The sequence below is a fragment of the Bradyrhizobium sp. P5_C12 genome (assembly GCF_054049735.1).
This window is the reverse complement of record NZ_JBFULU010000031.1, coordinates 24,106-47,816: the sequence shown is the minus strand read 5'-3', so window position 1 is coordinate 47,816 and position 23,711 is coordinate 24,106. Positions and strand designations below refer to the sequence as shown.

The 23,711-nt window shown below is 64.5% G+C and carries 24 protein-coding genes; 13 read left to right on the top strand and 11 right to left on the bottom strand.

Annotation, left to right across the window (positions count from 1 at the left end; translation table 11 throughout):
- Positions 1–57: 57 nt before the first annotated feature.
- From ACXJMY_RS25025 to ACXJMY_RS25015, 3 genes are read left to right on the top strand one after another with little or no spacing between them, the layout of a single operon-like run.
- A complete protein-coding gene (locus ACXJMY_RS25025; protein ID WP_456622013.1) occupies positions 58–372 on the top strand; it encodes an ArsR/SmtB family transcription factor in 315 nt (104 codons plus the stop codon).
- Positions 365–835 carry an SRPBCC family protein gene (locus ACXJMY_RS25020; protein ID WP_456622012.1) on the top strand — a complete coding sequence of 157 codons (471 nt, stop codon included), beginning with the start codon at positions 365–367 and terminating at the stop codon, positions 833–835. The genes ACXJMY_RS25025 and ACXJMY_RS25020 overlap by 8 nt, the downstream gene beginning before the upstream one ends.
- Complete coding sequence (locus ACXJMY_RS25015; RefSeq protein ID WP_456622011.1) at positions 832–1,344, top strand: SRPBCC family protein; 513 nt, start codon at positions 832–834, stop codon at positions 1,342–1,344. Before ACXJMY_RS25020 ends, ACXJMY_RS25015 begins: the two co-directional genes overlap by 4 nt.
- Before the next feature lie 146 nt (positions 1,345–1,490).
- Here the strand turns inward: ACXJMY_RS25015 and ACXJMY_RS25010 are convergent, their stop codons facing one another.
- Positions 1,491–2,261 carry a DUF2189 domain-containing protein gene (locus ACXJMY_RS25010; RefSeq protein ID WP_456622010.1) on the bottom strand — a complete coding sequence of 257 codons (771 nt, stop codon included), beginning with the start codon at positions 2,259–2,261 and terminating at the stop codon, positions 1,491–1,493.
- Positions 2,262–2,526: 265 nt separating this feature from the next.
- Here ACXJMY_RS25010 and ACXJMY_RS25005 point away from each other — a divergent pair, with 265 nt between their 5' ends.
- Positions 2,527–4,758, top strand: a complete 2,232-nt coding sequence (locus ACXJMY_RS25005) for an ATP-binding protein (protein WP_456622009.1) — start codon at positions 2,527–2,529, stop codon at positions 4,756–4,758.
- Here ACXJMY_RS25005 and ACXJMY_RS25000 read toward each other — a convergent pair whose 3' ends face one another.
- From ACXJMY_RS25000 to ACXJMY_RS24970, 7 genes are all read right to left on the bottom strand, one after another.
- Positions 4,759–5,202 (bottom strand): hypothetical protein, encoded by a 444-nt coding sequence (locus ACXJMY_RS25000; RefSeq protein WP_456622008.1) that lies wholly within the window; start codon positions 5,200–5,202, stop codon positions 4,759–4,761.
- Positions 5,203–5,204: 2 nt separating this feature from the next.
- Entirely contained in the window at positions 5,205–5,573 is a 369-nt protein-coding gene (locus tag ACXJMY_RS24995) for a nuclear transport factor 2 family protein (RefSeq protein WP_456622007.1), read from the bottom strand.
- 78 nt (positions 5,574–5,651) lie between these two features.
- Positions 5,652–6,119, bottom strand: a complete 468-nt coding sequence (locus ACXJMY_RS24990) for a MarR family winged helix-turn-helix transcriptional regulator (RefSeq protein ID WP_456622006.1) — start codon at positions 6,117–6,119, stop codon at positions 5,652–5,654.
- A 13-nt stretch (positions 6,120–6,132) separates the two neighbouring features.
- Positions 6,133–7,743: an acyl-CoA synthetase gene (locus ACXJMY_RS24985; RefSeq protein ID WP_456622005.1), complete on the bottom strand. Its 1,611-nt coding sequence runs from the start codon at positions 7,741–7,743 to the stop codon at positions 6,133–6,135.
- Between the two features lie 116 nt (positions 7,744–7,859).
- A complete protein-coding gene (locus tag ACXJMY_RS24980; RefSeq protein WP_456622004.1) occupies positions 7,860–8,999 on the bottom strand; it encodes an epoxide hydrolase family protein in 1,140 nt (379 codons plus the stop codon).
- Between the two features lie 152 nt (positions 9,000–9,151).
- On the bottom strand, positions 9,152–9,607 hold the full coding sequence (locus tag ACXJMY_RS24975) for a GatB/YqeY domain-containing protein (RefSeq protein ID WP_456622003.1): 456 nt from the start codon (positions 9,605–9,607) through the stop codon (positions 9,152–9,154).
- A gap of 33 nt (positions 9,608–9,640) precedes the next feature.
- The gene (locus ACXJMY_RS24970) at positions 9,641–10,369 is read right to left on the bottom strand and encodes an alpha/beta fold hydrolase (RefSeq protein WP_456622002.1); all 729 of its coding nucleotides are present in this window, start codon (positions 10,367–10,369) and stop codon (positions 9,641–9,643) included.
- 146 nt (positions 10,370–10,515) lie between these two features.
- Here ACXJMY_RS24970 and carA point away from each other — a divergent pair, with 146 nt between their 5' ends.
- Both carA and ACXJMY_RS24960 read left to right on the top strand, forming a co-directional pair.
- Complete coding sequence (gene carA, locus ACXJMY_RS24965; RefSeq protein ID WP_456622001.1) at positions 10,516–11,706, top strand: glutamine-hydrolyzing carbamoyl-phosphate synthase small subunit; 1,191 nt, start codon at positions 10,516–10,518, stop codon at positions 11,704–11,706.
- Between the two features lie 168 nt (positions 11,707–11,874).
- The gene (locus ACXJMY_RS24960) at positions 11,875–12,402 is read left to right on the top strand and encodes a hypothetical protein (protein WP_456622000.1); all 528 of its coding nucleotides are present in this window, start codon (positions 11,875–11,877) and stop codon (positions 12,400–12,402) included.
- Between the two features lie 169 nt (positions 12,403–12,571).
- Here ACXJMY_RS24960 and ACXJMY_RS24955 read toward each other — a convergent pair whose 3' ends face one another.
- Entirely contained in the window at positions 12,572–13,096 is a 525-nt protein-coding gene (locus ACXJMY_RS24955; protein WP_456621999.1) for a Dps family protein, read from the bottom strand.
- A 112-nt stretch (positions 13,097–13,208) separates the two neighbouring features.
- On the opposite strand from ACXJMY_RS24955, the gene ACXJMY_RS24950 reads away from it, so the two are divergent.
- Positions 13,209–13,910 carry a class I SAM-dependent methyltransferase gene (locus tag ACXJMY_RS24950; protein WP_456621998.1) on the top strand — a complete coding sequence of 234 codons (702 nt, stop codon included), beginning with the start codon at positions 13,209–13,211 and terminating at the stop codon, positions 13,908–13,910.
- A 234-nt stretch (positions 13,911–14,144) separates the two neighbouring features.
- On the opposite strand, the gene ACXJMY_RS24945 is transcribed toward ACXJMY_RS24950, so the two are convergent.
- Positions 14,145–14,516 (bottom strand): ArsR/SmtB family transcription factor, encoded by a 372-nt coding sequence (locus tag ACXJMY_RS24945; RefSeq protein WP_456621997.1) that lies wholly within the window; start codon positions 14,514–14,516, stop codon positions 14,145–14,147.
- A gap of 110 nt (positions 14,517–14,626) precedes the next feature.
- On the opposite strand from ACXJMY_RS24945, the gene ACXJMY_RS24940 reads away from it, so the two are divergent.
- The 4 genes from ACXJMY_RS24940 to ACXJMY_RS24925 all read left to right on the top strand — a co-directional run bounded on the left by ACXJMY_RS24940 (position 14,627) and on the right by ACXJMY_RS24925 (position 20,636).
- Positions 14,627–15,796, top strand: coding sequence for an MFS transporter (locus tag ACXJMY_RS24940; protein ID WP_456621996.1), 1,170 nt, complete (start codon positions 14,627–14,629; stop codon positions 15,794–15,796).
- Between the two features lie 143 nt (positions 15,797–15,939).
- Positions 15,940–19,404: a carbamoyl-phosphate synthase large subunit gene (carB, locus tag ACXJMY_RS24935; RefSeq protein ID WP_456621995.1), complete on the top strand. Its 3,465-nt coding sequence runs from the start codon at positions 15,940–15,942 to the stop codon at positions 19,402–19,404.
- A gap of 213 nt (positions 19,405–19,617) precedes the next feature.
- A complete protein-coding gene (gene greA / locus ACXJMY_RS24930; RefSeq protein WP_027534300.1) occupies positions 19,618–20,091 on the top strand; it encodes a transcription elongation factor GreA in 474 nt (157 codons plus the stop codon).
- A gap of 149 nt (positions 20,092–20,240) precedes the next feature.
- Entirely contained in the window at positions 20,241–20,636 is a 396-nt protein-coding gene (locus tag ACXJMY_RS24925; RefSeq protein WP_456621994.1) for a DoxX family protein, read from the top strand.
- 167 nt (positions 20,637–20,803) lie between these two features.
- Here the strand turns inward: ACXJMY_RS24925 and ACXJMY_RS24920 are convergent, their stop codons facing one another.
- Entirely contained in the window at positions 20,804–21,283 is a 480-nt protein-coding gene (locus tag ACXJMY_RS24920; protein ID WP_280968532.1) for an Lrp/AsnC family transcriptional regulator, read from the bottom strand.
- Positions 21,284–21,548: 265 nt separating this feature from the next.
- On the opposite strand from ACXJMY_RS24920, the gene trxB reads away from it, so the two are divergent.
- Together trxB and ACXJMY_RS24910 are read left to right on the top strand one after the other, a co-directional pair.
- Positions 21,549–22,514, top strand: a complete 966-nt coding sequence (gene trxB / locus ACXJMY_RS24915; protein WP_456621993.1) for a thioredoxin-disulfide reductase — start codon at positions 21,549–21,551, stop codon at positions 22,512–22,514.
- A 5-nt stretch (positions 22,515–22,519) separates the two neighbouring features.
- The gene (locus tag ACXJMY_RS24910) at positions 22,520–23,443 is read left to right on the top strand and encodes a LysR family transcriptional regulator (protein ID WP_027534296.1); all 924 of its coding nucleotides are present in this window, start codon (positions 22,520–22,522) and stop codon (positions 23,441–23,443) included.
- The last annotated feature ends 268 nt before the right edge of the window (positions 23,444–23,711 follow it).

The following is a 23,711-nucleotide window of genomic DNA, read 5'->3' as shown; positions in this document are numbered from 1 at the left end:
CCCAGGACTGACGGCGGCACTTGACATGCAACCATTTGGTTGCCTATTATCGCGGCCATGGACGAAGTCTTCAAAGCGCTCGCCGATGCATCCCGACGGTCGCTGCTGGACAGGCTTCACGCCCGCAGCGGACAGACACTGAACGAGCTCTGCGAAGGCCTCGCGATGACGCGCCAGGCCGTCACGAAACATCTTGTCATTCTGGAAGAGGCCAATCTGGTCACGGCGATCAGGCACGGCCGCGAGAAGCTGCACTATCTCAACCCGATGCCGATCCATCAGATCGGCGAACGCTGGATCAGGAAATTCGAGCGCGGCAAGCTCGCCGCGCTCAGCGAGTTGAAACGCCAGTTGGAGAAGCGCGATGAGTAAGCCGCAATTCGTCTACGTCACCTATATCGAGACCACGCCGGAAAAACTGTGGGAGGCGCTGACATCGAGCGAATTCACCAGGCAATACTGGTTCGGCGCCGAGGTCAGGTCCGACTGGAAGGTCGGTTCCCCCTTCGCGCTGCTGCTCGACGGCGAGACCACCGATTCCGGCGAAATCCTCGAAGCCGATCCGCCGCGGCGGTTGTCCTACAGCTTCAAGCACCAGAAGTACGAGGAGCTGCGCGGCGAACCGATCTCGCGGGTGGTCTTCACCATCGAACCGTTCGGCTCGCTCGTGCGTTTGACCGTGCTGCACGACGGCTTCATCGAAGGCGGAAAGTATCTCGGGGCCGTCTCCAATGGCTGGCCGGCGATCCTGTCCGGGCTCAAGAGCCTCCTGGAGAGAGGCAAAGTGCTCGCCATCCCGCGCGCGGCGCTCAACAAGGGATTCGACGCGAAATGAACCTCGATCAATTCAAGCCGCTCACGGTCTACACCATCTACATCGCTGCAACGCCCGAGAAGGTGTGGGAAGCGCTGACCTCGGCCGAGTTCAGCCGCCAATACTTTTTCGGCAATGCCGTGGAAGTCGAGCCGCGGCTCGGCGGCGCGTTCGTCGTGCGCACGCCGGACGGTGCCCTGCACATCAGCGGCGAGGTGCTCGCATACGATCCGCCACGGAGGCTGTCCGTCACCTTCAACGTCAACTGGCCTGAGCTGATCGAGAAGCTCGGACCGACTCTCGTGACCTATGACATCGAGCCGGTCGGCGACGCGGTCCGGCTCACCATGAGCGAAGGCCACGACCGGCCGCTCAGCGACGACATTCTCTCCGGCGGCCGCTCGGGCTGGCCCGCGATCCTGTCGAGTCTCAAGAGCGTGCTCGAGACCGGCAAACCGCTCGTGGTCAAGATGGGTCCACCGCAGCGCATGCTCGACGCCTTGAAGGCGATGGGGATCAAGACGCCGTAGGACACTGTCGTCCTGGACAAGCGTAGCGAAGCGGAGCGCTGATCCAGGACCCATTACCGCCGAATAGAATTTTGCGAAGGCTGGTCATGGCCAGCTCCCGCCAAACTCCTCCCTCGGGTAATGGGTCCTGGCTTTCGCCAGGACGACTACACCGGCGCCACGATACGGCGATAGAGATGCCACGTCGCATGCCCGAGCACCGGCAGCGTCACGATCAACCCGAGGAGATAGGGCAGCGCCGACACGATCAGCAGCAACACGATCACGGCCGCCCAGCCGATCATCGCCAGCGGGCTCATGACGACCGCGCGCACGCTCGTCACCATCGCGGTGACGAAATCGACCTCGCGCTCGAGCAGCAGCGGAAACGACACCACGGTCAGCGAGAACAGGACCAGCGACAGCGCCGCGCCGACGGCGTTGCCGATGGCGAGGAACAGCAAGCCTTCATTGGTGGTCAGCACTACTGTCATGAATTCCTGGAGGCTGGAGAAGGAGGCGTGCAGGCCGAGCAGCAGCGCAATCAGGAGCCGCACCTGGTACATCCAGACCACGAACACGAACAGGGTGACGAAGGCCATCCAGCCGATCTCGCTGCGCGAGCGCACCGTGGCCCAGATCGCGGCAAACGACACCGGCTCGCCACGCTCGCGGCGACGACTGACCTCGTAGAGACCGATCGCCACGAAAGGCCCGATCAAGGCAAAGCCAGCCGCAAGGGGATAGACCAGATAAAGCATGCCAAACGCGGTGAGGCACAGCATGATGGCGATACCGCCGCCGGCATAGAGCGCGCCGAAGCAGAGGCCGTAGAGCGGCAGCGCCTGAAAATCCCGCAAGCCCTCGACCAGAGCCTCCGCGATGTCGAAGGCCGTGACCGGCCGCACCACCGGATCGACTTTGCCCGAGATGGACATCAGCTTCCTCCGCACATCGACGCGATCTCCGCCGCGCTCACTCTGACCGGGATATTAGCGCCGCCGCGCGCACGCGCAACGTAATGCCGAGGTGGCGGCAGCGGCCACGCCGGGCCTCTTCTGAAAAGCCGCTGTGCCGGCGGCTCGAAATCTTTGCTCTCCGGTGCGATTTTCGAGCCGATGCCTATGGACTGGGCTGACGAACGTGCCGCAGATTGTACCTCCTGACAAACACGCGCGATGAGCCGCACGGACCGCCCCACCGATGAGCCTGCGTACCCGGCTACTGATCCTCGTCATCGCGGCCACGCTGGTGCCGGCGATCCTCGTCGGCTTGCGTTTCGTGCAGAACCGGAGCAGCGAGATCAACGCCGCCCTGGCCAATCTGGCTGCGTCGGCCGACGACATTGCAAGTGATCTCGACGAGAAGATTCAGGGCACCGCCCAGCTTCACTACGGTCTGGCCCGCGCCCGCGATCTCGACACGCGCGACAAGGCGGCGTGCTCGGCGTTTCTGTCGGACGTGCGCGAAGAATATCCCCAGTTCACCGGCATCCTGACCATCGATCCGGACGGCAGCCTGTTCTGCGACTCGCTGCGGACCAACCGCACCCTCGATCTGACCGATCGCGCCTATTTCAAGCAGGCCCTGGTCTCGCGCGGCGGCGTCGCGCTGGAGCCGGTGTTCGGCCGCCTGACCGGAATGTCGGTGCTCCAGATCGCATATCCCGTGCGATCGGAAGCGGGCGCGCTGAAGCTCGTCCTGCTCGCCTCCTTCAACCTGAACAAATTCGCGGAGTATCACCATAAGCGACTGCTCACCGAGAAGGAGATCCTGCTCGTCGACGGCAAGGGTACGGTCCTCGTCGCCCCCAAGGGAAGCAGCTGGAGCGAGCCCGTCGGCGCGTCGATCGCGGGGTCCGACCTGTTCCGCTTCGCTGCAACGCCCGATCGCGAGGCGTTTCGAGAGGTGGCCGATCGCGCGGGCCGCACGCAGGTCTGGGCCGTCGCCCGCTCGCCTTCGATCCGGAAGGCCGGCCTCTACATCATGGTCGGACGGTCCAAGGACGGACTGGTCGCGGCGGCGAACCGCCGGCTCTACGAGGACATGGCGATCCTTGCGGTGGCCTCGTTGCTGCTGCTGGCCGGTGTATGGATCCTCGCGACGGTGGGCGTCGGGCGCCAGGTCGGACGGCTCGCCACCATGGCGAAGAGGCTCGGGCTCGGCGATCTCAGCGCGCGGATTCCGCCTCCCCATCCGCGCGGCGAGCTGGGCGGATTGATGACCCTGCTCAACGGCACCGCGGAGTCGCTCGAGCAGCAACGCGCCGCCATCGCCGACCTCAGCCACAAGCTCAGCCAATCGCAGAAGATGGAAGCGATGGGCCAGCTTACCGGTGGCGTGGCGCACGATTTCAACAACCTCTTGACCGTCATTCTCGGCAACTCGGAGCATCTTGCCGACAGGCTGGCGGGAAACACGGAATTGCACCGGATCGCCGGCGACATCGCGACCGCCGCCGAGCGCGGCTCCGACCTGACACGGAGCCTGCTCGCATTCGCGCGCAAGCAGCCCCTGAGGCCGAGAGAGATCGACATCGGCGAGAAGGTTCTCGGCATGGAGCAGCTTTTGCGTCGGACCCTGGGCGAGCACATCGAGTGCAGCTTCGTGCTCCAACCCGATTTGTGGTTGACCAGTGTCGATCCCAGCCAGTTGGCGACAGCCCTGCTCAATCTGGTGCTCAACGCGCGCGACGCGATGCCGGAAGGCGGCAGACTGACGGTCGAGGTATCCAACAACTCGCTCTGTGAATCCGACCTCGACGTCAACGGCGAGCCGCGGCCCGGCGACTACGTCATGGTGGCCGTGACGGATACCGGCAGCGGCATGACCGCAGAAGTGGCGGGCCGCGCGTTCGAGCCGTTCTTCACCACCAAGGAGATCGGCAAGGGGACCGGCCTCGGCCTGAGCATGGTCTATGGGTTCGCGCAGCAATCCGGCGGACTTGTGCAGTTGCAGTCCCAACCGGGACAAGGCAGCATCGTCAGGCTGTTCTTTCCGCGTATTGCAGCGGCGCTGAACGCGGCTCCGCCGCCCGCGGAGCGGATCATCGTCCCCGACGGAAGCGAGACCATTCTCGTCGTCGAGGACGACGACATGGTGCGGGCCTACGTCGAGAGCGAGCTCAAGACGCTCGGCTACCGCGTCATCGCGACGTCGAACGGGCCCGCGGCGCTGGAAGTGCTGCGCCAGCCCGGGGATATCCACTTGCTGTTCACCGACGTCGTGATGCCCGGCGGCATGTTCGGGCCGGAGCTTGCGAGGCAAGCAACCGCTCTGCGGCCCGATCTCAAGGTGCTCTTCACCTCCGGCTACACCCAAAATCCCGTCAAGACGCCTGACGGGCTCGGCGACGCCCGCATTCTGACCAAGCCGTTCCGGCGGCAGGATCTTGCCCCGATGCTGCGGTCGGCCCTGTCGGCGCCGTCGCGATAGTCAGGATGCAGACGCGAGCAGAACTGCGATACCAAGATTGGCCGCGAACAGTGCCGCGTCGATGACGAAGATCCTGAGCATCGGGCCCTTCAGCACGGGCCAGTAGGCCACCCCGACCCGCCCTCCGCGCATCAGGACCGGCAGGTTGTAGGCGAACTGGCTGAAGTGGCAGGCGGCAAAGAACAGGAACAGCGCAAGCTGCGCTTCGACCGGCTGGAAGAAGAACGGACGCGCCACCAGAAGATAGAACGACAGCAGCCCGATCGGCAGATTGATCCCGCCCAGGAACGCCACGCTGGCCGCCAGGGTCGGCGCGATTGGATTGCCGCGCTCTTCCCGCGGCAGCAATATCTTCAGCGTGTTACGCTGGGCGACGCTGAACTGGATGAAGGCGCCGACGAACCAGAGCGCGTTGAGAAGCAGAACGATATCCGAAAGGCGCATGTCTATTTTCCGTAAAAGGCTTCGCTGCGCACCACGCGGCCGGCAGCGTCGAAGTCCATGAATTCGCTGGCGCGGGTGTCGCCGAGCTGCCACCACAACGTCAGGCGCGCGATCGCCTCGTCCCAGCTCCAGCTCAAAATCTTCAGGTCGGCGCTTTCGATGTGACCATAGGCCTTGCGCCAATAGGTGCGGATATTCTCGGCGCCCGCGACGACCGGAGAACCGGTCAGCGTCAGCGCCAGAGGGCTGCGCATCTGCGCATCGTCGGCAAAATGCGCGACGACCGCATCGATATCGACCTTGCACCAGCTCGCGCACCATGCCGCGACAAAGCGTTCGGCGACTGCGCGGTCCATTGTCTGTGCGCCCATGAGGCGGCCCTCCCCGGCTCGTTGCCGGGAAAGTGGCAAAGCTTGCGCCTCATGTCAACTATGTTGACTTTAGACTTGTCAATTGGTGTCGGCGATCGTCCCCATGACCGCCATCCATGCCGCCGCCCCCGGCGCCCCGACGCGATCGAACGCCTCGCGCAAAACCTTGCGCTCGTGATCCGATGCCTTTTGCTCGATACGTCGCCCGGCCTCCGTCAGGCGCAACAACTTGGAGCGATGCTGCTCGGGTGCTCGCTTCGATGTCAGCAGCCTGCGCTCCAGCAGCAGATTGAGCGGCCGATTCAGGGCTTGCTTGGAAATGCCGAGGATCTCTATCAGCGCGCCGATCGCGATATCAGGCCGACGCGCCACCACGTAGAGGATGCGATGGTGCGGGCGCGACAGGCCCTGCTTCGCAAGATATTCGTCGGCCTCCAGCGTCATCCCGCGCCAGCCGTAATACATGAGCTCCAGCGCCGCATCGAGATCGTGCAGCTTCGGAAGTGAGGAGCGGTGAAGCCCCGCAGCTTGAGACGTCTTTGGCATTGTCTGAAAGAGCCTAACCCTTCGCCCGCAGCTCGCGCCGCAGCACCTTGCCTGTTGCGGTCATCGGCAGCGTCTCGGCGAACTCGACGAAACGCGGATATTCGTGAGCTGCGAGCTGCACCTTGACGAACTCCTGGATCTCGCGCGCGAGCGCGTCGCTGCCGGCGAAGCCGGGGCGCAGCACGATCCAGGCCTTGATCGACTCGGTGCGGATCGGATCGGGAATGCCGACCACCGCCGCCATCGCCACCGACGGATGCTTCATCAGCGTATGCTCGATCTCGGAGGGGCCGACACGGTAGCCGGCGGTGGTGATGACGTCGTCCTCGCGGCTGACATACCAGAAATAACCGTCCTCATCCTGCACGCCGAGATCGCCGGTCAGCAAAAATTCGCCGGCATATTTCTTCGCCGTCGCCTCCGGATTGCGCCAGTACTCGATCATCGTGCACGGGCACGGCTGGCGCACGCCAATGATGCCGCGCTGCCCGCGTGGTTGCTCCTCGCCCTTGTCGTTGACGATGCGGACATCGAAGCCCGGCGTCGCCCGGCCCATCGAGCCCGGGCGGATCGGAAACAGGTTGGAGTTGCTGCCGATCACGAGATTGCACTCGGTCTGGCCGAATACCTCATGCGCGTCGATGCCGAAGGTCTCGCGCACCCAGCCCAGAAGCTCGCCGCCGAGCGATTCACCGCCCGTAAAAATGCTGCGCAGCTTGACGCCCGCATGCTTCACGCCGGCCTGCCGCATCAGCTTCAACGCGGTCGGCGGCAGGAAGACGTTGCGGACACCGAGATCGGCCATCATCTGCATCGCCGCCTGCGGTTCGAACTTGCGGGCACGATGCCCGACCAGCGGAATGCCGTGATACCAGAACGCGAACAGGCCGTTGACGAGGCCGCCGATCCAGGCCCAGTCCGCCGGCGTCCACATCAGGTCGCCGGGGCGCGGCAGGAAGTTGTGGCACATCTCGACATTGGGCAGATGGCCGAGCACGACGCGATGGGCGTGCAGCGCGCCCTTGGGATTGCCGGTCGTGCCTGAGGTGTAGATGATCAGGGCGGGATCGTCGGCCGAGGTGTCAACCAGCGTGAAGTCGGGCGATGCCGCCCTCACCGCATGCCAAAATGATCTGGTGCCCGCGGGCGCGGCCTCACCGACCACGTAAATGGTCTTCAGGTCCGGCAGACGGTCGCGGATCTTCGCGAGCTTCTCCCAGCCGCCCTCGTCGGTGACGATCGCCTTGGCCTGCGAATTCGACAGCCGGAATTCCAGCGCGTCCTCGCCGAACAGCGCGAACAGCGGGATCGAGATCAGGCCTGCGCGGAACGCCGCCATATGCACGATCGGCAGTTCCAGCGATTGCGACAGGAACACCGCGACGCGATCGCCGCGGCTGAGCCCATCCGCCTTCAGCACATTGGCGAAGCGACGCGACATCTCCGCGACCTCGTCGAAGGACGTGCGCGTGGTCGCACCGTTCTCATCGACATAGACCAGCGCAAGCCGGCCCGTGCCGTCGGCATGGCGGTCGCAGCAGGCTTCCGCCATGTTGAAGCGCGCGGGGATGTCCCAGCGAAAGTTGCGATAGAGCTCGTCGTAGGTTCTGGCTTCGGTGAGCATGGTCGTTTCCCGGCAGCATCGTCATGGCCGGACTTGTTCCGGCCATCCACGTTCTTGTTGGCCCCGAGTTTAAGGGCGTGGATGCCCGGGACAAGCCCGGGCATGACGGGTGAGAGTCACCGCACCGTCGCGAAGAACTTCCTGACATCCCGCACGAACAGTTCCGGCTGCTCGAATGCGGCGAAATGTCCGCCTTTCTCCATCTCGCTCCAATGCGTGATGTTGTGGAAGTTCGGCTCCATCCAGCGCCGCACCGGCGTGATGATCTCCTTCGGGAACACGGCGACGCCGGTCGGCACCTTGACCGTCGGCGTCGTCCGGCGCTTGCCAAAGCTTTCCCAATAGAGCCGCGCCGACGAGGTCGCCGTCTCCGTGACCCAATAGAGCATGACGTTGTCGAGCAGCTCATCCCTGGTGAAGATGTTTTCGGGATGGCCGTTGCAATCGGTCCAGGCCCAGAATTTTTCCAGGATCCAGGCCGCCTGCCCGCTCGGGGAATCCGTCAGGCCGTAACCGAGCGTCTGCGGGCGCGTCGATTGCTGCTTCGAATAGCCGGAGTCGAGATCGACATAATGCTTGAGGCCGGCGAGCGCGCGCTTTTCCTCCGGCGTCGGCTCACCTTCGACCTTCGGCGCCGCGTTGAAGGCGAGCGTGATGTGGATGCCGGCGCAATGCTCAAAATCCTGCGCACCGAGCGAGGTCGTCACCGCCGAACCCCAGTCACCGCCCTGCGCGCCGTAGCGCGCGTAGCCGAGGCGATCCATCAGCTTGGCCCAGGTCGCAGCGATGCGGTCGACGCCCCAGCCCGTGGCCTTGGGTTTGCCGGAGAAGCCGAAGCCCGGCAAAGAGGGGCAGATCACGTGAAACGCGTCCGCCGGATTGCCGCCATGAGCCACGGGATCGACCAGCGGCGCGATCACCTTCTGGAATTCGACGATCGAGCCGGGCCAGCCATGGGTGATGATCAGCGGCAGCGCGTTCGGCTCTTTCGAGCGCACATGCAGGAAATGGATGTCGAGCCCGTCGATCGCGGTCGTGAACTGCTCGAAGCGATTGAGCCTTGCCTCGCGCGCCCGCCAGTCATAGCCATCAGCCCAGTAGCCGCAGATCTCCCGGATCCATTTCAGCGGCGCGCCCTGGCTCCAGTCATCGACCAGCTCCGCCTCCGGCCAGCGCGTGCGGGCGAGGCGCGATTTGAGATCGGAAAGGATGTCGTCGCTGATGGCGATGCGGAACGGTTTGATGGCGCCGGTCATCGGTTGGCTCCCCACTCTCCTTGTCATTCCGGGGCGCGCCTCTTGGCGTGAGCCCGGAATCCATTTCGCAACAGAGCCGGTGGCACGATGGATTCTCTGATGCGCAATTGCGCATCATAGCTCGACGCTTCGCGTCGCCCCGGAATGACAGCTCAACTAGAGAGCGCGGCCTTCACCAATCCGCTGGCCTTGCCGAAATCCATCTGGCCGGCGTACTTCGCCCGCAACGCCGCGATCACCTTGCCCATGTCCTTCATGCCGGCCGCACCGGTTTCAGTAATGGCGTCCGAGATCGCCTTCTTCACGTCGTCATCCGACATCTGCTTCGGCAGATAGGCCGAGATCACCGCGATCTCCTCGCGCTCCTGCGCGGCGAGCTCGGCACGGCCGCCCTTGTCGTAGAGCTCGACCGCCTCCTGGCGCTGCTTGATCATCTTCTGCAGCACGCCGAGCAGGTCGGCATCCGACAGCGGCGGCTTGCCGTTGCCGCGCGCCTCGATGTCGGCGTTCTTGATGGTCGAGTTGACCATGCGCAGCGTGGAGAGCTTGCGCTCCTCCTTGGCCTTCATGGCCTCCTTGACCGCATTGTTGATGTCGTCGCGCAACATGATCGTGATCCCTTTGAATATCCGAGGCCTGATCTAGGCCGTTCGCGGCTCCGAGACAACCTGGGTTCCAAGCCATTCGACCAGCGCCTTTGCCGTCGCCTCGGGCTGCTCCGGCTGCGGCAGATGTCCGCAATTCCTGAGAACGACGAGCTTGGCGCCGGCAATGCCGTCCGCCATCTCCCTCGAGAAGGCGTTGGGAATGGTGTTGTCCTGATCGCCCGTCAGCACCAGCGTCGGGCACGTGATCGTCGCCAGCGTCGGCCGCGAATCCACCCGTGCGATGATCGCGGTCTGCTGCCGCAGATAGCCTTCGACGCCAACGTCCTCGCCCTGCTCGTGCACGAGCCGGCGAATGCTGGCGTCATCGCGGCGCGAGGGATGCACCAGTTCGGGAAACATCTCCTCACGCGCCGCGCGCAATTCGCCGCGCTTCGCCCGCTCCATCAGGCCGCGCCGACGCGCGGTCGCCTCCGGCGTGTCGGGCCGGGCCTGGGTGTTGATCAGTGCAAGCTTTACCACCCGCTCGGGCGCCTGGCGCATGATCTCGAGCGCGATGTAGCCGCCCATGGAATGGCCGGCGAGCGCGAAACGCGGCGGCGCCTCGCCGAGCACACGCCGGCCGATTGCGGCCATGCTGTCGTCGCGGATATGGTTGGCGACCATCACCGGGCCGAACCGCCAGAGCGCCGGGATGACGGGGGCATAGATGCGAGCCGAGGAGGCCAGCCCCGGAACCAGCACAATCGGGGTCGTCCGGTCCATTATTGCCTCCCAAGCCCCGGAATTTGCCGGAAATTATTCCGCCGAGCTTAAGTGCCTGAGACGACCTGTCAAATATGCAAAAACGCATGTGAATCCGCCGTTTCCCGCTTTGACGGCGGCGTTCGCGGCGACTATGAAACGCGCTCATGACACAACATGACAACGATACCGCCTGGCCGGACCATAAACCGACCGCGCTCCTCGTGCTCGCCGATGGCACGGTGCTCGAAGGCTTCGGTCTCGGCGCCGAAGGCCATGCCGTCGGTGAGGTCTGCTTCAACACCGCGATGACCGGCTATGAAGAGATCCTCACCGATCCCTCCTATGCCGGCCAGCTCATCACCTTCACCTTCCCGCATATCGGCAATGTCGGTACCAACGAGGAAGACATCGAGACGGTGAACATGGCCGCGACGCCGGGCGCGCGCGGCGTGATCCTGCGCACCGCGATCACCGATCCCTCGAACTATCGCGCCACCAAGCACCTCGACCAGTGGCTGAAGGCCCGCGGCATCATCGGCCTCTCCGGCATCGACACCCGCGCGCTGACCGCGCTGATCCGCTCCAAGGGCATGCCCAACGCCGTGATCGCGCACGCCAGGAATGGCGAGTTCGACCTGCACGGCATGAAGGAAGAGGCGCGTGAATGGCCGGGGCTCGAGGGCATGGACCTCGTGCCGATGGTCACCTCTGGCCAGCGCTTCACCTGGGACGAGACGCCCTGGCTGTGGGACAAGGGCTTTGGCCGCCAGGACAAGCCTGAGTTCAACGTCGTCGCCATCGACTACGGCATCAAGCGCAACATTTTGCGCCTGCTCGCCGGCGTCGGCTGCAAGGTGACGGTGGTGCCGGCGACGACCTCGGCCGAGGACATTCTGGCAATGAAGCCGGACGGCGTGTTCCTGTCCAACGGCCCCGGCGATCCGGCCGCGACCGGCAAATATGCCGTGCCGGTGATCCGGGACGTGATCAAGTCGGGCACGCCGACTTTTGGTATCTGTCTCGGCCACCAGATGCTCGGCCTCGCTGTCGGCGCCAAGACCAAGAAGATGCATCAGGGCCATCACGGCGCCAATCATCCCGTGAAGGACGAGACCACCGGCAAGGTCGAGATCACCTCGATGAACCACGGCTTTGCCGTGGACGAGAACACGCTGCCGAAGGGCGCGACGCAGACCCACATCTCGCTGTTCGACGGCTCCAATTGCGGCATCCAGCTCGACGGCAGGCCGGTGTTCTCGGTGCAGTACCACCCCGAGGCCTCACCCGGCCCGCGCGACTCGCACTATCTGTTCCAGCGCTTTGCGGATCTGATGCGGCAGAAGAAGAGCGCGTAAGCCTTGCACGCGAACGCTACGACGACATCATGCCCGGGCCTCACCCCGGGCATCTTCGTCATTCCGGGGCGCGCGTAGCGCGAACCCGGAATGACAAAGGAGGGCGACGAAGGAACGCCGCCTCACGCCCCTCGTTAATCCCTGCTACGCTCACGCAGGAGCCCAGCCATGTCGGTCGTCCCTGACAATGCCGAGCCGCTCGCCATCGTGTTCGCCGATGACGGGCTCGTGCCGAACAGCATCCTTCCCTTCCTGGTCTACCAGCGCGCGATCAGGCTCGACCGCGATCGTCCCGAAGAGACCATCGAAAATCTGTTCGGCGCCAACGGCTGGGGCGGGACCTGGCGCAACGGCGTCTACGACTATCTGCACTATCACGCGACGGTGCACGAAGTGCTCGGCGTCGCGCGCGGCAGCGCGCGCGTCCGCTTCGGCGGCGATCACGGCCAGGAGCTGGAGATTTCCGCCGGCGATGTCGCCATCCTGCCCGCCGGCACCGGCCACCAATGCATCAAGGCGAGCGATGATTTCTGCGTGATCGGCGCCTATCCGCCGGGATCGAAGATGGAGATCACGCGCGCAACGCCGGAGAACCATGCCAAGGCGCTGAAGACGATTCCGAAAGTCGCGCGGCCGCCGGCCGATCCGGTGACGGGCAAGAACGGCGCGCTGATGCGGTTGTGGACCGCGACGTAGCGCGACACACTCGGTGTCGTCCCGGCGAAGGCCGGGACCCATAACCACGAAACGTCATTTGGCGACGACTCGCTAACGCGCATCTCGCGCCACAACTTCTCCCTGGGGGTATGGGGGTCCCGGCCTGCGCCGGGACGACGTTGTGGGGGCATTTGCGCCCCAACGCCCCCTACGCCGCGTTGCTGCCTTCCTGGCGGGTGGCTTCGAACAGGAACCAGGTGCGGCGCTCGGTCTCGTCGATGAAGTTTTCGAGGATGCTGGCGCTGGCGACATCGCCGGCCTCGTCGCAGACCTCATGCGCCTTGCGCATTGCGGCCGCGACATGCTTGTTGTCCTGCATCAGTTCGCGCAGCATCTCGCGCGGCGGGACGTAGTCCTCGTTGTTGTCCTTGATGGTCTGGAGTTTTGCGACCTGGCCGATCGACTTCAGCGTGGCGCCGCCGATCTTGCGGACGCGCTCGGCGAGCTGGTCGGTGGTGGCGAAGATCTGGTCCGACTGCTCGTCGAGCAGCAAATGATAGTCGCGGAAATGCCGGCCGCTGATGTGCCAGTGGAAATTCTTGGTCTTGAGGTAAAGCGCGAACGCGTCGGCCAGAAGCACGTTGAGCGCCTCCGAAACCTTGTTGACCGCCTGGGGCGACAGGTCGGTGGGCGTATCGAGATCGGGCGAGACCTTGTTGGGGACTTTGCTCACGGGAAACCTTCCTGTTAGGACGCGGACATTGACGGCGCGCCGCCGCACCCCTAACGCAGGCGGGCAGCGCCGGTTCCTGTGCCGGAACCGTTTGCCGGGGCCTTCGAATATCATGGACGATTGGATCGATTATTACGACTCCACGCATACGATCTATGTCAGCAAGCTGCATCGCGATTTGCACTTCCAGATCATCGCGCGGGACATCATCGGCTACATTTCCTCGCCTGAGGCGACCGTGCTCGACTATGCCTGCGGCGAGGCGCTGTCGGCGAGCCAGGTGGCGGCCGCCTGCGGCAAGCTGATTCTCGCCGAGCCCGCCCCCGGCGTGCGCGGCCGTCTGATCGCGCGTTTTGCCCCGAACACGAAAATCCGCGTCCGCTCGCTCGACGACGTCCGCAAGATGCCGGACCAGTCGATCGACCTCGCGGTGATGAACTCGGTGGCGCAATACATGACGCCGGAGGAGCTCGATGCCGCGCTCCGCAACATCCGGCGATTGCTGACGCCGTCCGGCAAGCTGGTGCTCGGCGACATCCTCCAGCCCGATGTCGGCATGGGCCGGGACGTCATGGCGCTGCTCGGCTTCGGCCTGCGTCACGGCTTTTTGAAAGACGCGCTGGTCGGGCTGATCAGCACCGCGCTGTCGGACTACCGTCATCTGCGGACGCGCATCGGGCTCCAGCGCTACAGCGAGGACGAGATCACCGCCAAGCTGACCGCGGCCGGGTTCGCGGTCCAGCGTGCCCACACCAATATCGGCCATAATCGCTGGCGCATGACCTTCATCGCGCGGCCACCCATGATGCGTTAAGCATAACAATTGGCTGAGGTGGCTTGTCGCACCCCGATCAGGCAATGATCGCGACGGCCCGGTGGCGGAAGCGTCCACGCGAGAGCAGTGCATCGCTCTTTATCCTGGTTCAAGTCCAGGCCGGGTCTCCACGCTTCGCCCCTGCGGGGCTACGCGTGGCGCAGCCACGCAGGCGCAAAGCGTGTCCGGCGTAGCTTGAGCGAAGCGAAAGCGTAGACGGACTGTATCCGCGGCTCAATCTGCCTCGACCAATTCGCACCCCGGCAGAAGCTGAAGCCGATCCGCATCCTTGGCGGCCGAGCTGATCACGGCATCGAGCAGGCCGGGGAAGCGCGCGTCCAGATCCTCGCGGCGGAGCCGCATGAAGCGGTTGGTCCCGGCCACGCGCGTCTGCATGACCCCGCATTCGCGCAGCTTGGCGAAGTGATAGGCGAGGTTGGACTTGCCGCTGAGCGCATAAAAGTCGCCGCAGCGCAGCTCGCTGCTGACACGTTCCTGCTGGGCGAGTTGATAGACGATCGCCAACCGGATCGGATCGCTCAGGCAATCCAGAACCATCGGCAGCTCGATCTGCTCGCGGGTGGGATGGAGGGGTGCGCGGCTCATATCCGAATCATAGCGAAGCGACCGCAATGTTCAATAGTTCTTGAACCAATTGACAGCAAAACGTTTGCGTTCGATAGTTCAATAAACGTTGAACATAAGGATTTGTCCAAATGAGCGTGTTCTGGCTGGCCCTGGGGGCATTTGCGATCGGCACAGAAGGCTTTGTGATAGCTGGGCTTTTGCCATCGATCGCCTCCGACCTCTCGATTTCCGTATCGGCCGCCGGGCAACTCGTGACCGCCTACGCCCTCACCTATGCCGTGGGCTCGCCGATCCTCGCGGTGGCCATGAACAACATCGACCGCCGCACCGTGCTGGCGCTGGCGCTGTCGACCTTCATCGCCGGAAACCTCGCGGCCATGATGGCGTCCAACTACGCCCTGCTGCTGGCCTCGCGAATGTTGATGGCGCTGGGCTCGGGCCTGTGCATGCCCACGGCGCTTGGCGTCTCAGTCGCCGTCGCCGCGCCCGAGCGGCGCGGCCGCGCGGTGGCGCTGGTCACCTCGGGCCTCACGGTCGCGACCGTGATCGGCGTCCCCCTCGGCAATCTCGTTGGCAGCCTGTTCGGCTGGCGCGCGACCTTTGCCATGGTCGCCCTGATCGGTGCGGTGGCGCTTGCCGGCCTGCTGCTCGGCCTGCCCCGCGGCCTGCCGCGAAACACGGCCTCGCTGGCCGAGCGGCTGGCCGTGGCGCGTCACAGCAACGTGCTGATCGCTCTCGTCATTACGATTCTGTGGGCGCTCGGCGGCTTCACCGTGTTCACCTATTTCGCGGTCCCGCTGCGCGGCCTTGGCTTCGATGCCTCGCAGATCAGCCTTGCGCTGCTGGTGTTCGGCGGCGCGGCCGCGATCGGGAACATGCTCGGCGGCGTCCTGGCCGACCGGCTCGGCACGCTGATGACCGCAGCGCTGGGGCTCGCCGGCATGGCAACCGCGCTGATCCTGCATTCGCTGGTCCTGAAGCTGATGCCAGGACAGGCGCACTACGCGGTGCTCGGCACGATTTTCCTCTGGGGCATCTCGGGCTGGGCGTTCTATCCGGCCCAGATCGCCGGCATCATCCGGATCGAGCCGCAGGCCTCGATGATCGCACTCTCGCTCAACGCGTCGGCGATGTATCTCGGCTTCGCCATCGGCGGGGCGCTCGGCGGCGCCGTGCTGGCCACCCTCTCGCCAAGCGACCTCGGCTGGATCGGCGGATCGAGCGTTGCGGCCTCGCTTCTGGTGCATCTCGCCCGTGGCTGGCAGGCGCGGCCAAAACCGGTCAAAATTGCCGGTTGATGGGCGTTTTTCGGGGTTTCGCCGCCCCGAAAACTGGTCTAAGACCCACCCGCGCGCGAGGGAGACCACCGCGCTCTCGGCCACAGGGGACGCGCGGTAGCGCGCCCTTTTTTTGTGCCTAAATTCCAGTCCGGCGAGAGTTGATGCCCAAACGTACAGACATCACCACCATCCTGATCATCGGCGCCGGTCCCATCGTGATCGGCCAGGCCTGCGAGTTCGACTATTCGGGCACGCAGGCGGTGAAGACGCTGAAGGAAGAGGGCTATCGCATCGTCCTCGTCAATTCCAACCCGGCCACCATCATGACCGACCCGGAATTGGCCGATGCGACCTATATCGAGCCGATCACGCCCGAGATCGTCGCCAAGATCATCGAGAAGGAACGTCACGTCATTCCCGGCGGCTTCGCGCTGCTGCCGACCATGGGCGGCCAGACCGCGCTGAACTGCGCGCTGTCGCTGCGCCGCCAGGGCACGCTGGAGAAATTCGACGTCGAGATGATCGGCGCCACCGCCGACGCCATCGACAAGGCCGAGGATCGCCAGCTGTTCCGCGAGGCCATGACCAAGATCGGGCTCGAGACGCCGAAGTCGCGGCTCGCCAACGCCTCCGAGCTGAAGAAATCCTTTCGCGACAAGTACCAGGCCGAACGCGCGAAGGCGTCGGGTGCCGCGCTCGAAGAGCTCGAGCGGCAATGGACGCTCGGCGAAAGTGACCGCCGCAAGCGCTACCAGGAATACGCGCTCGGCCAGGCGCTGATGGCGCTGTCCGAGATCGGCCTGCCCGCGATCATCCGTCCCTCCTTCACGATGGGCGGCACCGGCGGCGGCATCGCCTACAACAAGGAAGAGTTCCTCGACATCATCGAGCGCGGTCTCGACGCGTCTCCGACCAACGAAGTGCTGATCGAAGAATCCGTGCTCGGCTGGAAAGAGTTCGAGATGGAGGTGGTGCGCGACAAGAAGGACAATTGCATCATCGTCTGCTCGATCGAGAACCTCGATCCGATGGGCGTGCACACCGGTGATTCCATCACGGTGGCGCCGGCACTGACGCTGACCGACAAGGAATACCAGATCATGCGCGACGCCTCGCTGGCGGTGCTGCGCGAGATCGGCGTCGAGACCGGCGGCTCCAACGTGCAGTTCGGCGTCAATCCGGAGGACGGCCGCATGGTCGTCATCGAGATGAATCCGCGCGTGTCGCGCTCGTCGGCTCTCGCCTCGAAGGCCACCGGTTTCCCGATCGCCAAGGTCGCGGCCAAGCTCGCGGTCGGCTACACGCTCGACGAGATCGCCAATGACATCACCGGCGGCGCGACGCCGGCCTCGTTCGAACCGACCATCGACTACGTCGTCACCAAGATTCCGCGCTTTGCCTTCGAGAAATTCCCGGGCGCATCGACCACGCTGACCACGTCGATGAAATCGGTCGGCGAAGTCATGGCGATCGGCCGCACCTTCCAGGAGAGCCTGCAGAAGGCGCTGCGCGGGCTCGAGACCGGCCTGACCGGGCTCGACGAGATCGAGATCGAGGGACTGGGCCAGCACGACGACAAGAACGCGATCCGCGCCGCGCTCGGCACGCCGACGCCGAACCGGCTGCTCCAGGTCGCCCAGGCGATGCGGCTTGGCTGGTCGAACGAGGACATCTTCAACTCCTGCAAGATCGATCCGTGGTTCCTCAGCGAAATGCGCGGCATCGTCGACATGGAAGAGAAGGTCCGCAAGAACGGCCTGCCGGGCAACGCCTTCGCCATGCGATCGCTCAAGACCATGGGCTTCTCAGACGCACGGCTTGCGGTGCTCGCGGAGACGACGGAGGCCGCGGTGACGGCGAAGCGCCACGCGCTCGGCGTCCGTCCCGTCTACAAGCGCATCGACACCTGCGCTGCCGAATTCGCCTCCCCCACCGCCTACATGTATTCGACCTATGAGGCGCCGTTCGCCGGCGCGCCGGCCGACGAGAGCACGCCGTCCGACAAGAAGAAGGTCATCATCCTCGGCGGCGGGCCGAACCGCATCGGCCAGGGCATCGAGTTCGACTATTGCTGCTGTCACGCCTGCTTCGCGCTGCATGACGCCGGCTACGAATCCATCATGGTCAACTGCAACCCGGAAACGGTGTCGACCGACTACGACACCGCGGACCGGCTCTATTTCGAGCCGCTGACCGCCGAGGACGTGTTGGAGATCATCGCGAAAGAGCGCACGAACGGCACGCTGCACGGCGTGATCGTGCAGTTCGGCGGCCAGACCCCGCTGAAGCTGGCGCGTGCGCTGGAAGCCGCCGATGTGCCGATCCTCGGCACCTCGCCCGACGCGATCGATCTCGCCGAGGACCGCGACCGCTTCAAGCGCGTGCTCGACAAGCTCCGCCTGAAGCAGCCGAAGAACGGCATCGCCTATTCGGTTGAGCAGGCCCGCCTGGTCGCGACCGATCTCGGCCTGCCGCTGGTGGTGCGCCCGTCCTACGTGCTCGGCGGCCGCGCGATGCAGATCATCCGCGAGGAGAACCAGCTCAGCGACTATTTGCTCGGCACGCTGCCGGAGCTGGTGCCGGCCGACGTCAAGGCGCGCTACCCGAACGACAAGACTGGGCAGATCAACACCGTACTCGGCAAGAACCCGCTGCTGTTCGACCGCTACCTGTCGGACGCAACCGAAATCGACGTCGACTGTCTCTGCGACGGCAAGGACACCTTCATCGTCGGCATCATGGAGCATATCGAGGAAGCCGGCATCCATTCCGGCGATAGCGCCTGCTCGCTGCCGCCGCACTCGCTCGATGGCAAGATGATCGAGGAATTGGAGCGGCAGACGCGTGAGCTGGCGCTCGGCCTCGACGTCGTCGGCCTGATGAACGTGCAGTACGCCATCAAGGACGGCGAGATCTACGTGCTCGAAGTCAATCCGCGCGCCTCGCGCACGGTGCCGTTCGTCGCCAAGGTGGTCGGTACGCCGGTCGCAATGATCGCCGCGCGCATCATGGCCGGCGAGAGGCTCGCCGACTTCAACTTGAAGAAGGCCGACTTCAAGCATGTCGGCGTGAAGGAATCGGTGTTTCCATTCGCCCGCTTCCCCGGCGTCGACACCGTGCTGGGTCCGGAAATGCGCTCGACCGGCGAGGTCATGGGCATCGACCGCTCCTTCGCGGTGGCCTTTGCCAAGAGCCAGCTCGGCGGCGGCACGCGGGTGCCGCGCAAGGGCACGGTGTTCGTCTYGGTACGCGAGAGCGACAAGACGCGCATCGCCGAGGCGGTTCGCGAATTGCACTCGCTCGGCTTCAAGGTGCTGGCGACGTCGGGCACGCAACGCTTCCTGACCGACCAGGGCATCCCGACCGAGAAGGTGAACAAGGTGCTGGAGGGACGGCCGCATATCGTCGACGCCATCACCAATGGCGACGTCCAGCTGGTCTTCAACACCACCGAAGGCCCGCAGGCGCTCGCCGACAGCCGGTCGCTGCGGCGTGCGGCCCTCTTGCATAAAGTGCCGTATTACACCACTCTTTCCGGGGCCGTGGCGGCCGCGCAGGGCATCCGGGCCTATCTGGGCGGGGACCTTGAGGTTCGTACCCTGCAGAGCTATTTTTCGGACACCTGATCATTAGCGGGGGCAAAGCCTCCGCYAAGTGACTGGCGATGAAGCCACAATGGCCGGAGGAACTGTCCGGGCGTGTGGCAGTTCTGTTCCGTTGCCAAGCCCCTATCTGTCGACATCCGGCGGCCCGTGTCTTGAGCCCCGGCAGACCGACGAATCAAGGTTTCGGGCGCCCATACGCGATTTGGGGCGCACGATCGAAGGACGAGAGAGAAGATGGAAAAGGTTCCGATGACAGCGGGCGGGTTTGCCGCGCTCGGGGAAGAATTGAAGAAGCGCCAGTCGGAGGACCGTCCGCGCATCATCGAGCACATCGCGGAGGCGCGCTCGCACGGAGACCTGTCGGAGAACGCGGAATATCATGCCGCGAAGGAAGAGCAGTCCCACAATGAGGGCCGTATCGCCGAGCTCGAGGACAAGCTCGCGCGCGCCGACATCATCGACATCTCGAAGCTGTCCGGCGACACCATCAAGTTCGGCGCCACCGTGACGCTGGTCGACGAGGACACCGAGAAGAAGGCGGTGTGGCAGATCGTCGGCGAGGTCGAGGCCGATGCCAAGAAGGGCCGCATCTCCATCACCTCGCCGCTCGCGCGCGCCCTGATCGGCAAGAAGAAAGGTTCAACCGTCGAGGTCAACGCACCCGGCGGCGCCAAGGCGTATGAGATCACCAAGGTGGAGTGGCGGTAAGGATTTGCCGTCAGCTCTGATGACGTGTTGAAAAGGCCGCGCCCCGCGCGGCCTTTTTCGTGTCTGCCGGTTTCTACCCGCGATTGTGAACGCCTCGCGTCTCCGTCATGCTCGGCGTCGCCACACGCCGAGGCCCAAGGGAGGACACGATGGACATCGACCGTATCGCCGCGCAGAGCCAACCCTACCTGCTCAGCCTGTTCAGGTTCGTGACCGGACTGCTGCTGTTTCAGTTCGGCGTGGCAAAACTGTTCAAGTTTCCGCCCGTCGAGATGTTCGCCGAGGTCACGCCGCTCTCGCTGTTTGGCGTCGCCGGCATGATCGAGCTCGTGCTCGGCGGCCTTCTGATGCTGGGATTGTTGACGCGGTTTGTCGCCTTCATTCTCTCCGGTGAAATGGCCTTCGCCTATTTCATCGAACACCTGCCGCACAGCTTCTTCCCGCTCGTCAACGACGGCACGCTGGCAATCCTGTTCTGCTTCGCCTGCCTTTATCTCGCCTCCGCCGGCAGCGGTCCGGTGAGCCTGGATGCGCTGCGGCGGTGACTCTTCGCCTCTCCCCGCCTGCGGGGAGAGGCCGGAAATTCGAGCGCAGCTTGAATTTTCGGTGAGGGGGAGTCTCCGCGAGTCCAACTCTCACCGTGATTGCGGAGGCAGCCCCTCAGCCCAACCCTCTCCCCGTAAGAACGGGGAGAGGGAGAAGATGCAGCGCGCTACCTTCGCCCCCTCACGTCCAGCGGCACGGCGGCTTCGTACTTCGAATTATGCAGCACCAGCGACGTCCGCACGTTGCGCACATGAGGTGCTGCGGTCAGGTGGGTGACGAAATCCTGGAAGGTCGCCATGTCGGGCGCGACGCATTTCAGGATGAAGTCGACCTCGCCCGACAGCATCCAGCACTCCCGCACCAGCGGCTCGGCGCGGACGAACTCCTCGAAGGCGCGCAAGTCCGCCTCGGCCTGGCTGGAGAGGTGCACGGCGGCGAACACCGTGACGTCAAAACCGAGCTTTCGCGCGTCCAAAAGCCCGCGGTAGCCGTGGATATAGCCCTCCTCCTCCAGCGCCCGGACGCGGCGCAGGCAGGGCGGGGGCGAAATGCCGACCCGTTTGGCCAGCTCGACATTGGTGATTCGACCGTCGGCCTGGATCTCGGCGAGAATTTTGAGGTCGATCTCGTCTAGGTTCCGCGACACGTGATTGGAACTCCTGGCCTTGCGGCGGTATCGGGTGGGTTTCTCGCAATCCTCATAGCCGAGTCCCGGCCGGGTGCGCAATTTTATTGCGCGTGCAGCGCAATCGACTTTTGTTCCCTGTTGGAAAATTCCGCTGATTGGGAATGCAATTCTTGCATGGCTCACCAGAAGGCTTAGATTGGCTCTGATATTTCAGCGCCTCCGCGAGGCCTCCCGGCACTGTCCGCGCCCGCGCTGCAATCCCCCGTGAAAGGCGTCCGTGAACATGTCCGCCCCTATCCATGCAAAGGTCGTCATCATCGGCTCCGGCCCTGCCGGGTACACAGCGGCGATCTACGCCGCGCGTGCGATGCTCGAGCCGATCCTGATCCAGGGCATCCAGCCGGGCGGCCAGCTCACCATCACCACCGACGTCGAGAATTATCCGGGCTTCGCCGACGTGATCCAGGGCCCCTGGCTGATGGAGCAGATGGAGAAGCAGGCGGTCCATGTCGGCACCAAGATCGTCTCCGACCTGGTCACCAAGCTGGAGACTGCGTACCGGCCGTTCCGCCTCACCTGCGACTCGGGCGACGTCTATCTCGCCGACACCGTTATCCTCGCCACCGGCGCGCAAGCGCGCTGGCTCGGGCTCCCGTCCGAAGGGAAATTCCAGGGCGGCGGCGTGTCGGCCTGCGCCACCTGCGACGGCTTCTTCTACCGCAGCAAGAACGTCTTGGTGGTCGGCGGCGGCAATACCGCGGTCGAGGAAGCCCTGTACCTCACCAACCATGCCTCGCAGGTCACCATCGTGCATCGTCGCGATCACTTCCGCGCCGAACGGATCCTGCAGGAGCGTCTGTTCAAGCACCCGAAGATCAAGGTGGTCTGGGATTCGGCCGTCGACGAGATCTGCGGCACCGAGAACCCGAACAAGGTTACCCATGTGCGGCTGAAGAACGTCAAGACCGGTGCCTTGACCAATGTGCCGACCGACGGCGTCTTCATCGCCATCGGCCATGCGCCGGCGACCGAGCTGGTGAAGGGCCAGGTCAAGCTGAAACCGTCGGGCTATGTCGAGGTCGCCCCGAACTCGACCGCCACCTCGGTGCCCGGCCTGTTCGCCGCCGGCGACGTCGCCGACGAGACTTATCGCCAGGCCGTGACGGCCGCAGGCCTCGGCTGCATGGCAGCACTCGAAGCCGAACGATTCTTGGCCCTGCGCGCCAGCGAGCGCGCGGCAGCGGAATAAAGATCATGCCTCGAACACGCGACGGATTTACCGATATGGACTGGGACAAGCTGAAGGTATTTCACGCGGCGGCGGAAGCAGGCAGCTTCACGCATGCAGGCGAGCAGCTCGGCCTGTCGCAATCAGCGGTCTCACGCCAGGTCTCGGCACTGGAGCAGGAGCTTTCGGTCTCGCTGTTCCACCGCCATGCCCGCGGCCTGATCCTCACCGAGCAGGGCGACCTGCTGTTCCGCACCGCGCATGACGTGTTCATGCAGCTGCAGGCGGCGCGCGCCAAACTCACCGACAGCCGCGAGCGGCCGAGCGGCGATCTCAAGATCACCACCACGCCCGGCGTCGGCATCAACTGGCTGATCCCGCGGCTCGGCGAATTCACCGCGCTCTATCCGGAGATCCGGATCTCGCTGATCGTCACCGACGAGGAACTCGACCTGTCGATGCGCGAGGCCGACGTCGCGATCCGCACCCGCAAGCCGACGCAGCCGGACCTCATCCAGCGCAAGCTGTTCGCGATGGGCTTCCACGCCTATTGCTCGCCGGACTACATCAAGCGCTTCGGCACGCCGCGGACGCTGGAGGAGCTCGACTCCCACCGCATCATCACGCTCTCCGACGGCAACTTCGCGCCGCATCTTCAGAACCGCAACTGGCTGGTCGAAGCCGGCCGCAACGGCTCGGGTCCGCGCGAGGCCTATTTCAGGGTGAACAACATCCTCGGCCTCGTGCGCGCCTGCCAGCAGGGCCTCGGCATTGCCGCGCTGCCGGATTACCTGATCGAGGAGCAGAGCCGCCTGGTGCAACTGTTCGGCGAGTCGGATTCGATCCAGCTCGATACGTATTTCGTCTATCCCGAGGAATTGAAAACGGTCGCGCGCGTGCAGGTGTTCCGCGACTTCGTGGTGAGCAAGGCGCAGCGCTGGCCGTCCTGATTTCCGCATGTCTGACATGCGGCTTGGACGGTTGATGCATGGCGCGAGGCGAGCCCATAATGTTTCCACGCTGAGCCTTCGCGTTGCGCATTTGTCCCCCTCCTCCAGTGGCGCGGGAGTTCAGTAATCCCTCTTGGAAGGTGATTGTGTCGGCCTCACGTGGCCAATACCTTAAGCCGGGCTCGTTCGAGCCCGGCTTTTTTTCTGACAATTCGGCTTTCGCTTTCCGCGTGTATTGACAGTTCCACGCGTCCCCCTCATCATTTGC

Coding starts and splice junctions, on each gene's coding strand:
- ACXJMY_RS25025 (WP_456622013.1), top strand. CDS start 58: ATGGACGAAGTCTTCAAAGCGCTCGCCGATGCATCCCGACGGTCGCTG.
- ACXJMY_RS25020 (WP_456622012.1), top strand. CDS start 365: ATGAGTAAGCCGCAATTCGTCTACGTCACCTATATCGAGACCACGCCG.
- ACXJMY_RS25015 (WP_456622011.1), top strand. CDS start 832: ATGAACCTCGATCAATTCAAGCCGCTCACGGTCTACACCATCTACATC.
- ACXJMY_RS25010 (WP_456622010.1), bottom strand. CDS start 2,261: ATGTCCATCTCGGGCAAAGTCGATCCGGTGGTGCGGCCGGTCACGGCC.
- ACXJMY_RS25005 (WP_456622009.1), top strand. CDS start 2,527: ATGAGCCTGCGTACCCGGCTACTGATCCTCGTCATCGCGGCCACGCTG.
- ACXJMY_RS25000 (WP_456622008.1), bottom strand. CDS start 5,202: ATGCGCCTTTCGGATATCGTTCTGCTTCTCAACGCGCTCTGGTTCGTC.
- ACXJMY_RS24995 (WP_456622007.1), bottom strand. CDS start 5,573: ATGGGCGCACAGACAATGGACCGCGCAGTCGCCGAACGCTTTGTCGCG.
- ACXJMY_RS24990 (WP_456622006.1), bottom strand. CDS start 6,119: ATGCCAAAGACGTCTCAAGCTGCGGGGCTTCACCGCTCCTCACTTCCG.
- ACXJMY_RS24985 (WP_456622005.1), bottom strand. CDS start 7,743: ATGCTCACCGAAGCCAGAACCTACGACGAGCTCTATCGCAACTTTCGC.
- ACXJMY_RS24980 (WP_456622004.1), bottom strand. CDS start 8,999: ATGACCGGCGCCATCAAACCGTTCCGCATCGCCATCAGCGACGACATC.
- ACXJMY_RS24975 (WP_456622003.1), bottom strand. CDS start 9,607: ATGTTGCGCGACGACATCAACAATGCGGTCAAGGAGGCCATGAAGGCC.
- ACXJMY_RS24970 (WP_456622002.1), bottom strand. CDS start 10,369: ATGGACCGGACGACCCCGATTGTGCTGGTTCCGGGGCTGGCCTCCTCG.
- carA (WP_456622001.1), top strand. CDS start 10,516: ATGACACAACATGACAACGATACCGCCTGGCCGGACCATAAACCGACC.
- ACXJMY_RS24960 (WP_456622000.1), top strand. CDS start 11,875: ATGTCGGTCGTCCCTGACAATGCCGAGCCGCTCGCCATCGTGTTCGCC.
- ACXJMY_RS24950 (WP_456621998.1), top strand. CDS start 13,209: ATGGACGATTGGATCGATTATTACGACTCCACGCATACGATCTATGTC.
- ACXJMY_RS24945 (WP_456621997.1), bottom strand. CDS start 14,516: ATGAGCCGCGCACCCCTCCATCCCACCCGCGAGCAGATCGAGCTGCCG.
- ACXJMY_RS24940 (WP_456621996.1), top strand. CDS start 14,627: ATGAGCGTGTTCTGGCTGGCCCTGGGGGCATTTGCGATCGGCACAGAA.
- greA (WP_027534300.1), top strand. CDS start 19,618: ATGGAAAAGGTTCCGATGACAGCGGGCGGGTTTGCCGCGCTCGGGGAA.
- ACXJMY_RS24925 (WP_456621994.1), top strand. CDS start 20,241: ATGGACATCGACCGTATCGCCGCGCAGAGCCAACCCTACCTGCTCAGC.
- trxB (WP_456621993.1), top strand. CDS start 21,549: ATGTCCGCCCCTATCCATGCAAAGGTCGTCATCATCGGCTCCGGCCCT.
- ACXJMY_RS24910 (WP_027534296.1), top strand. CDS start 22,520: ATGCCTCGAACACGCGACGGATTTACCGATATGGACTGGGACAAGCTG.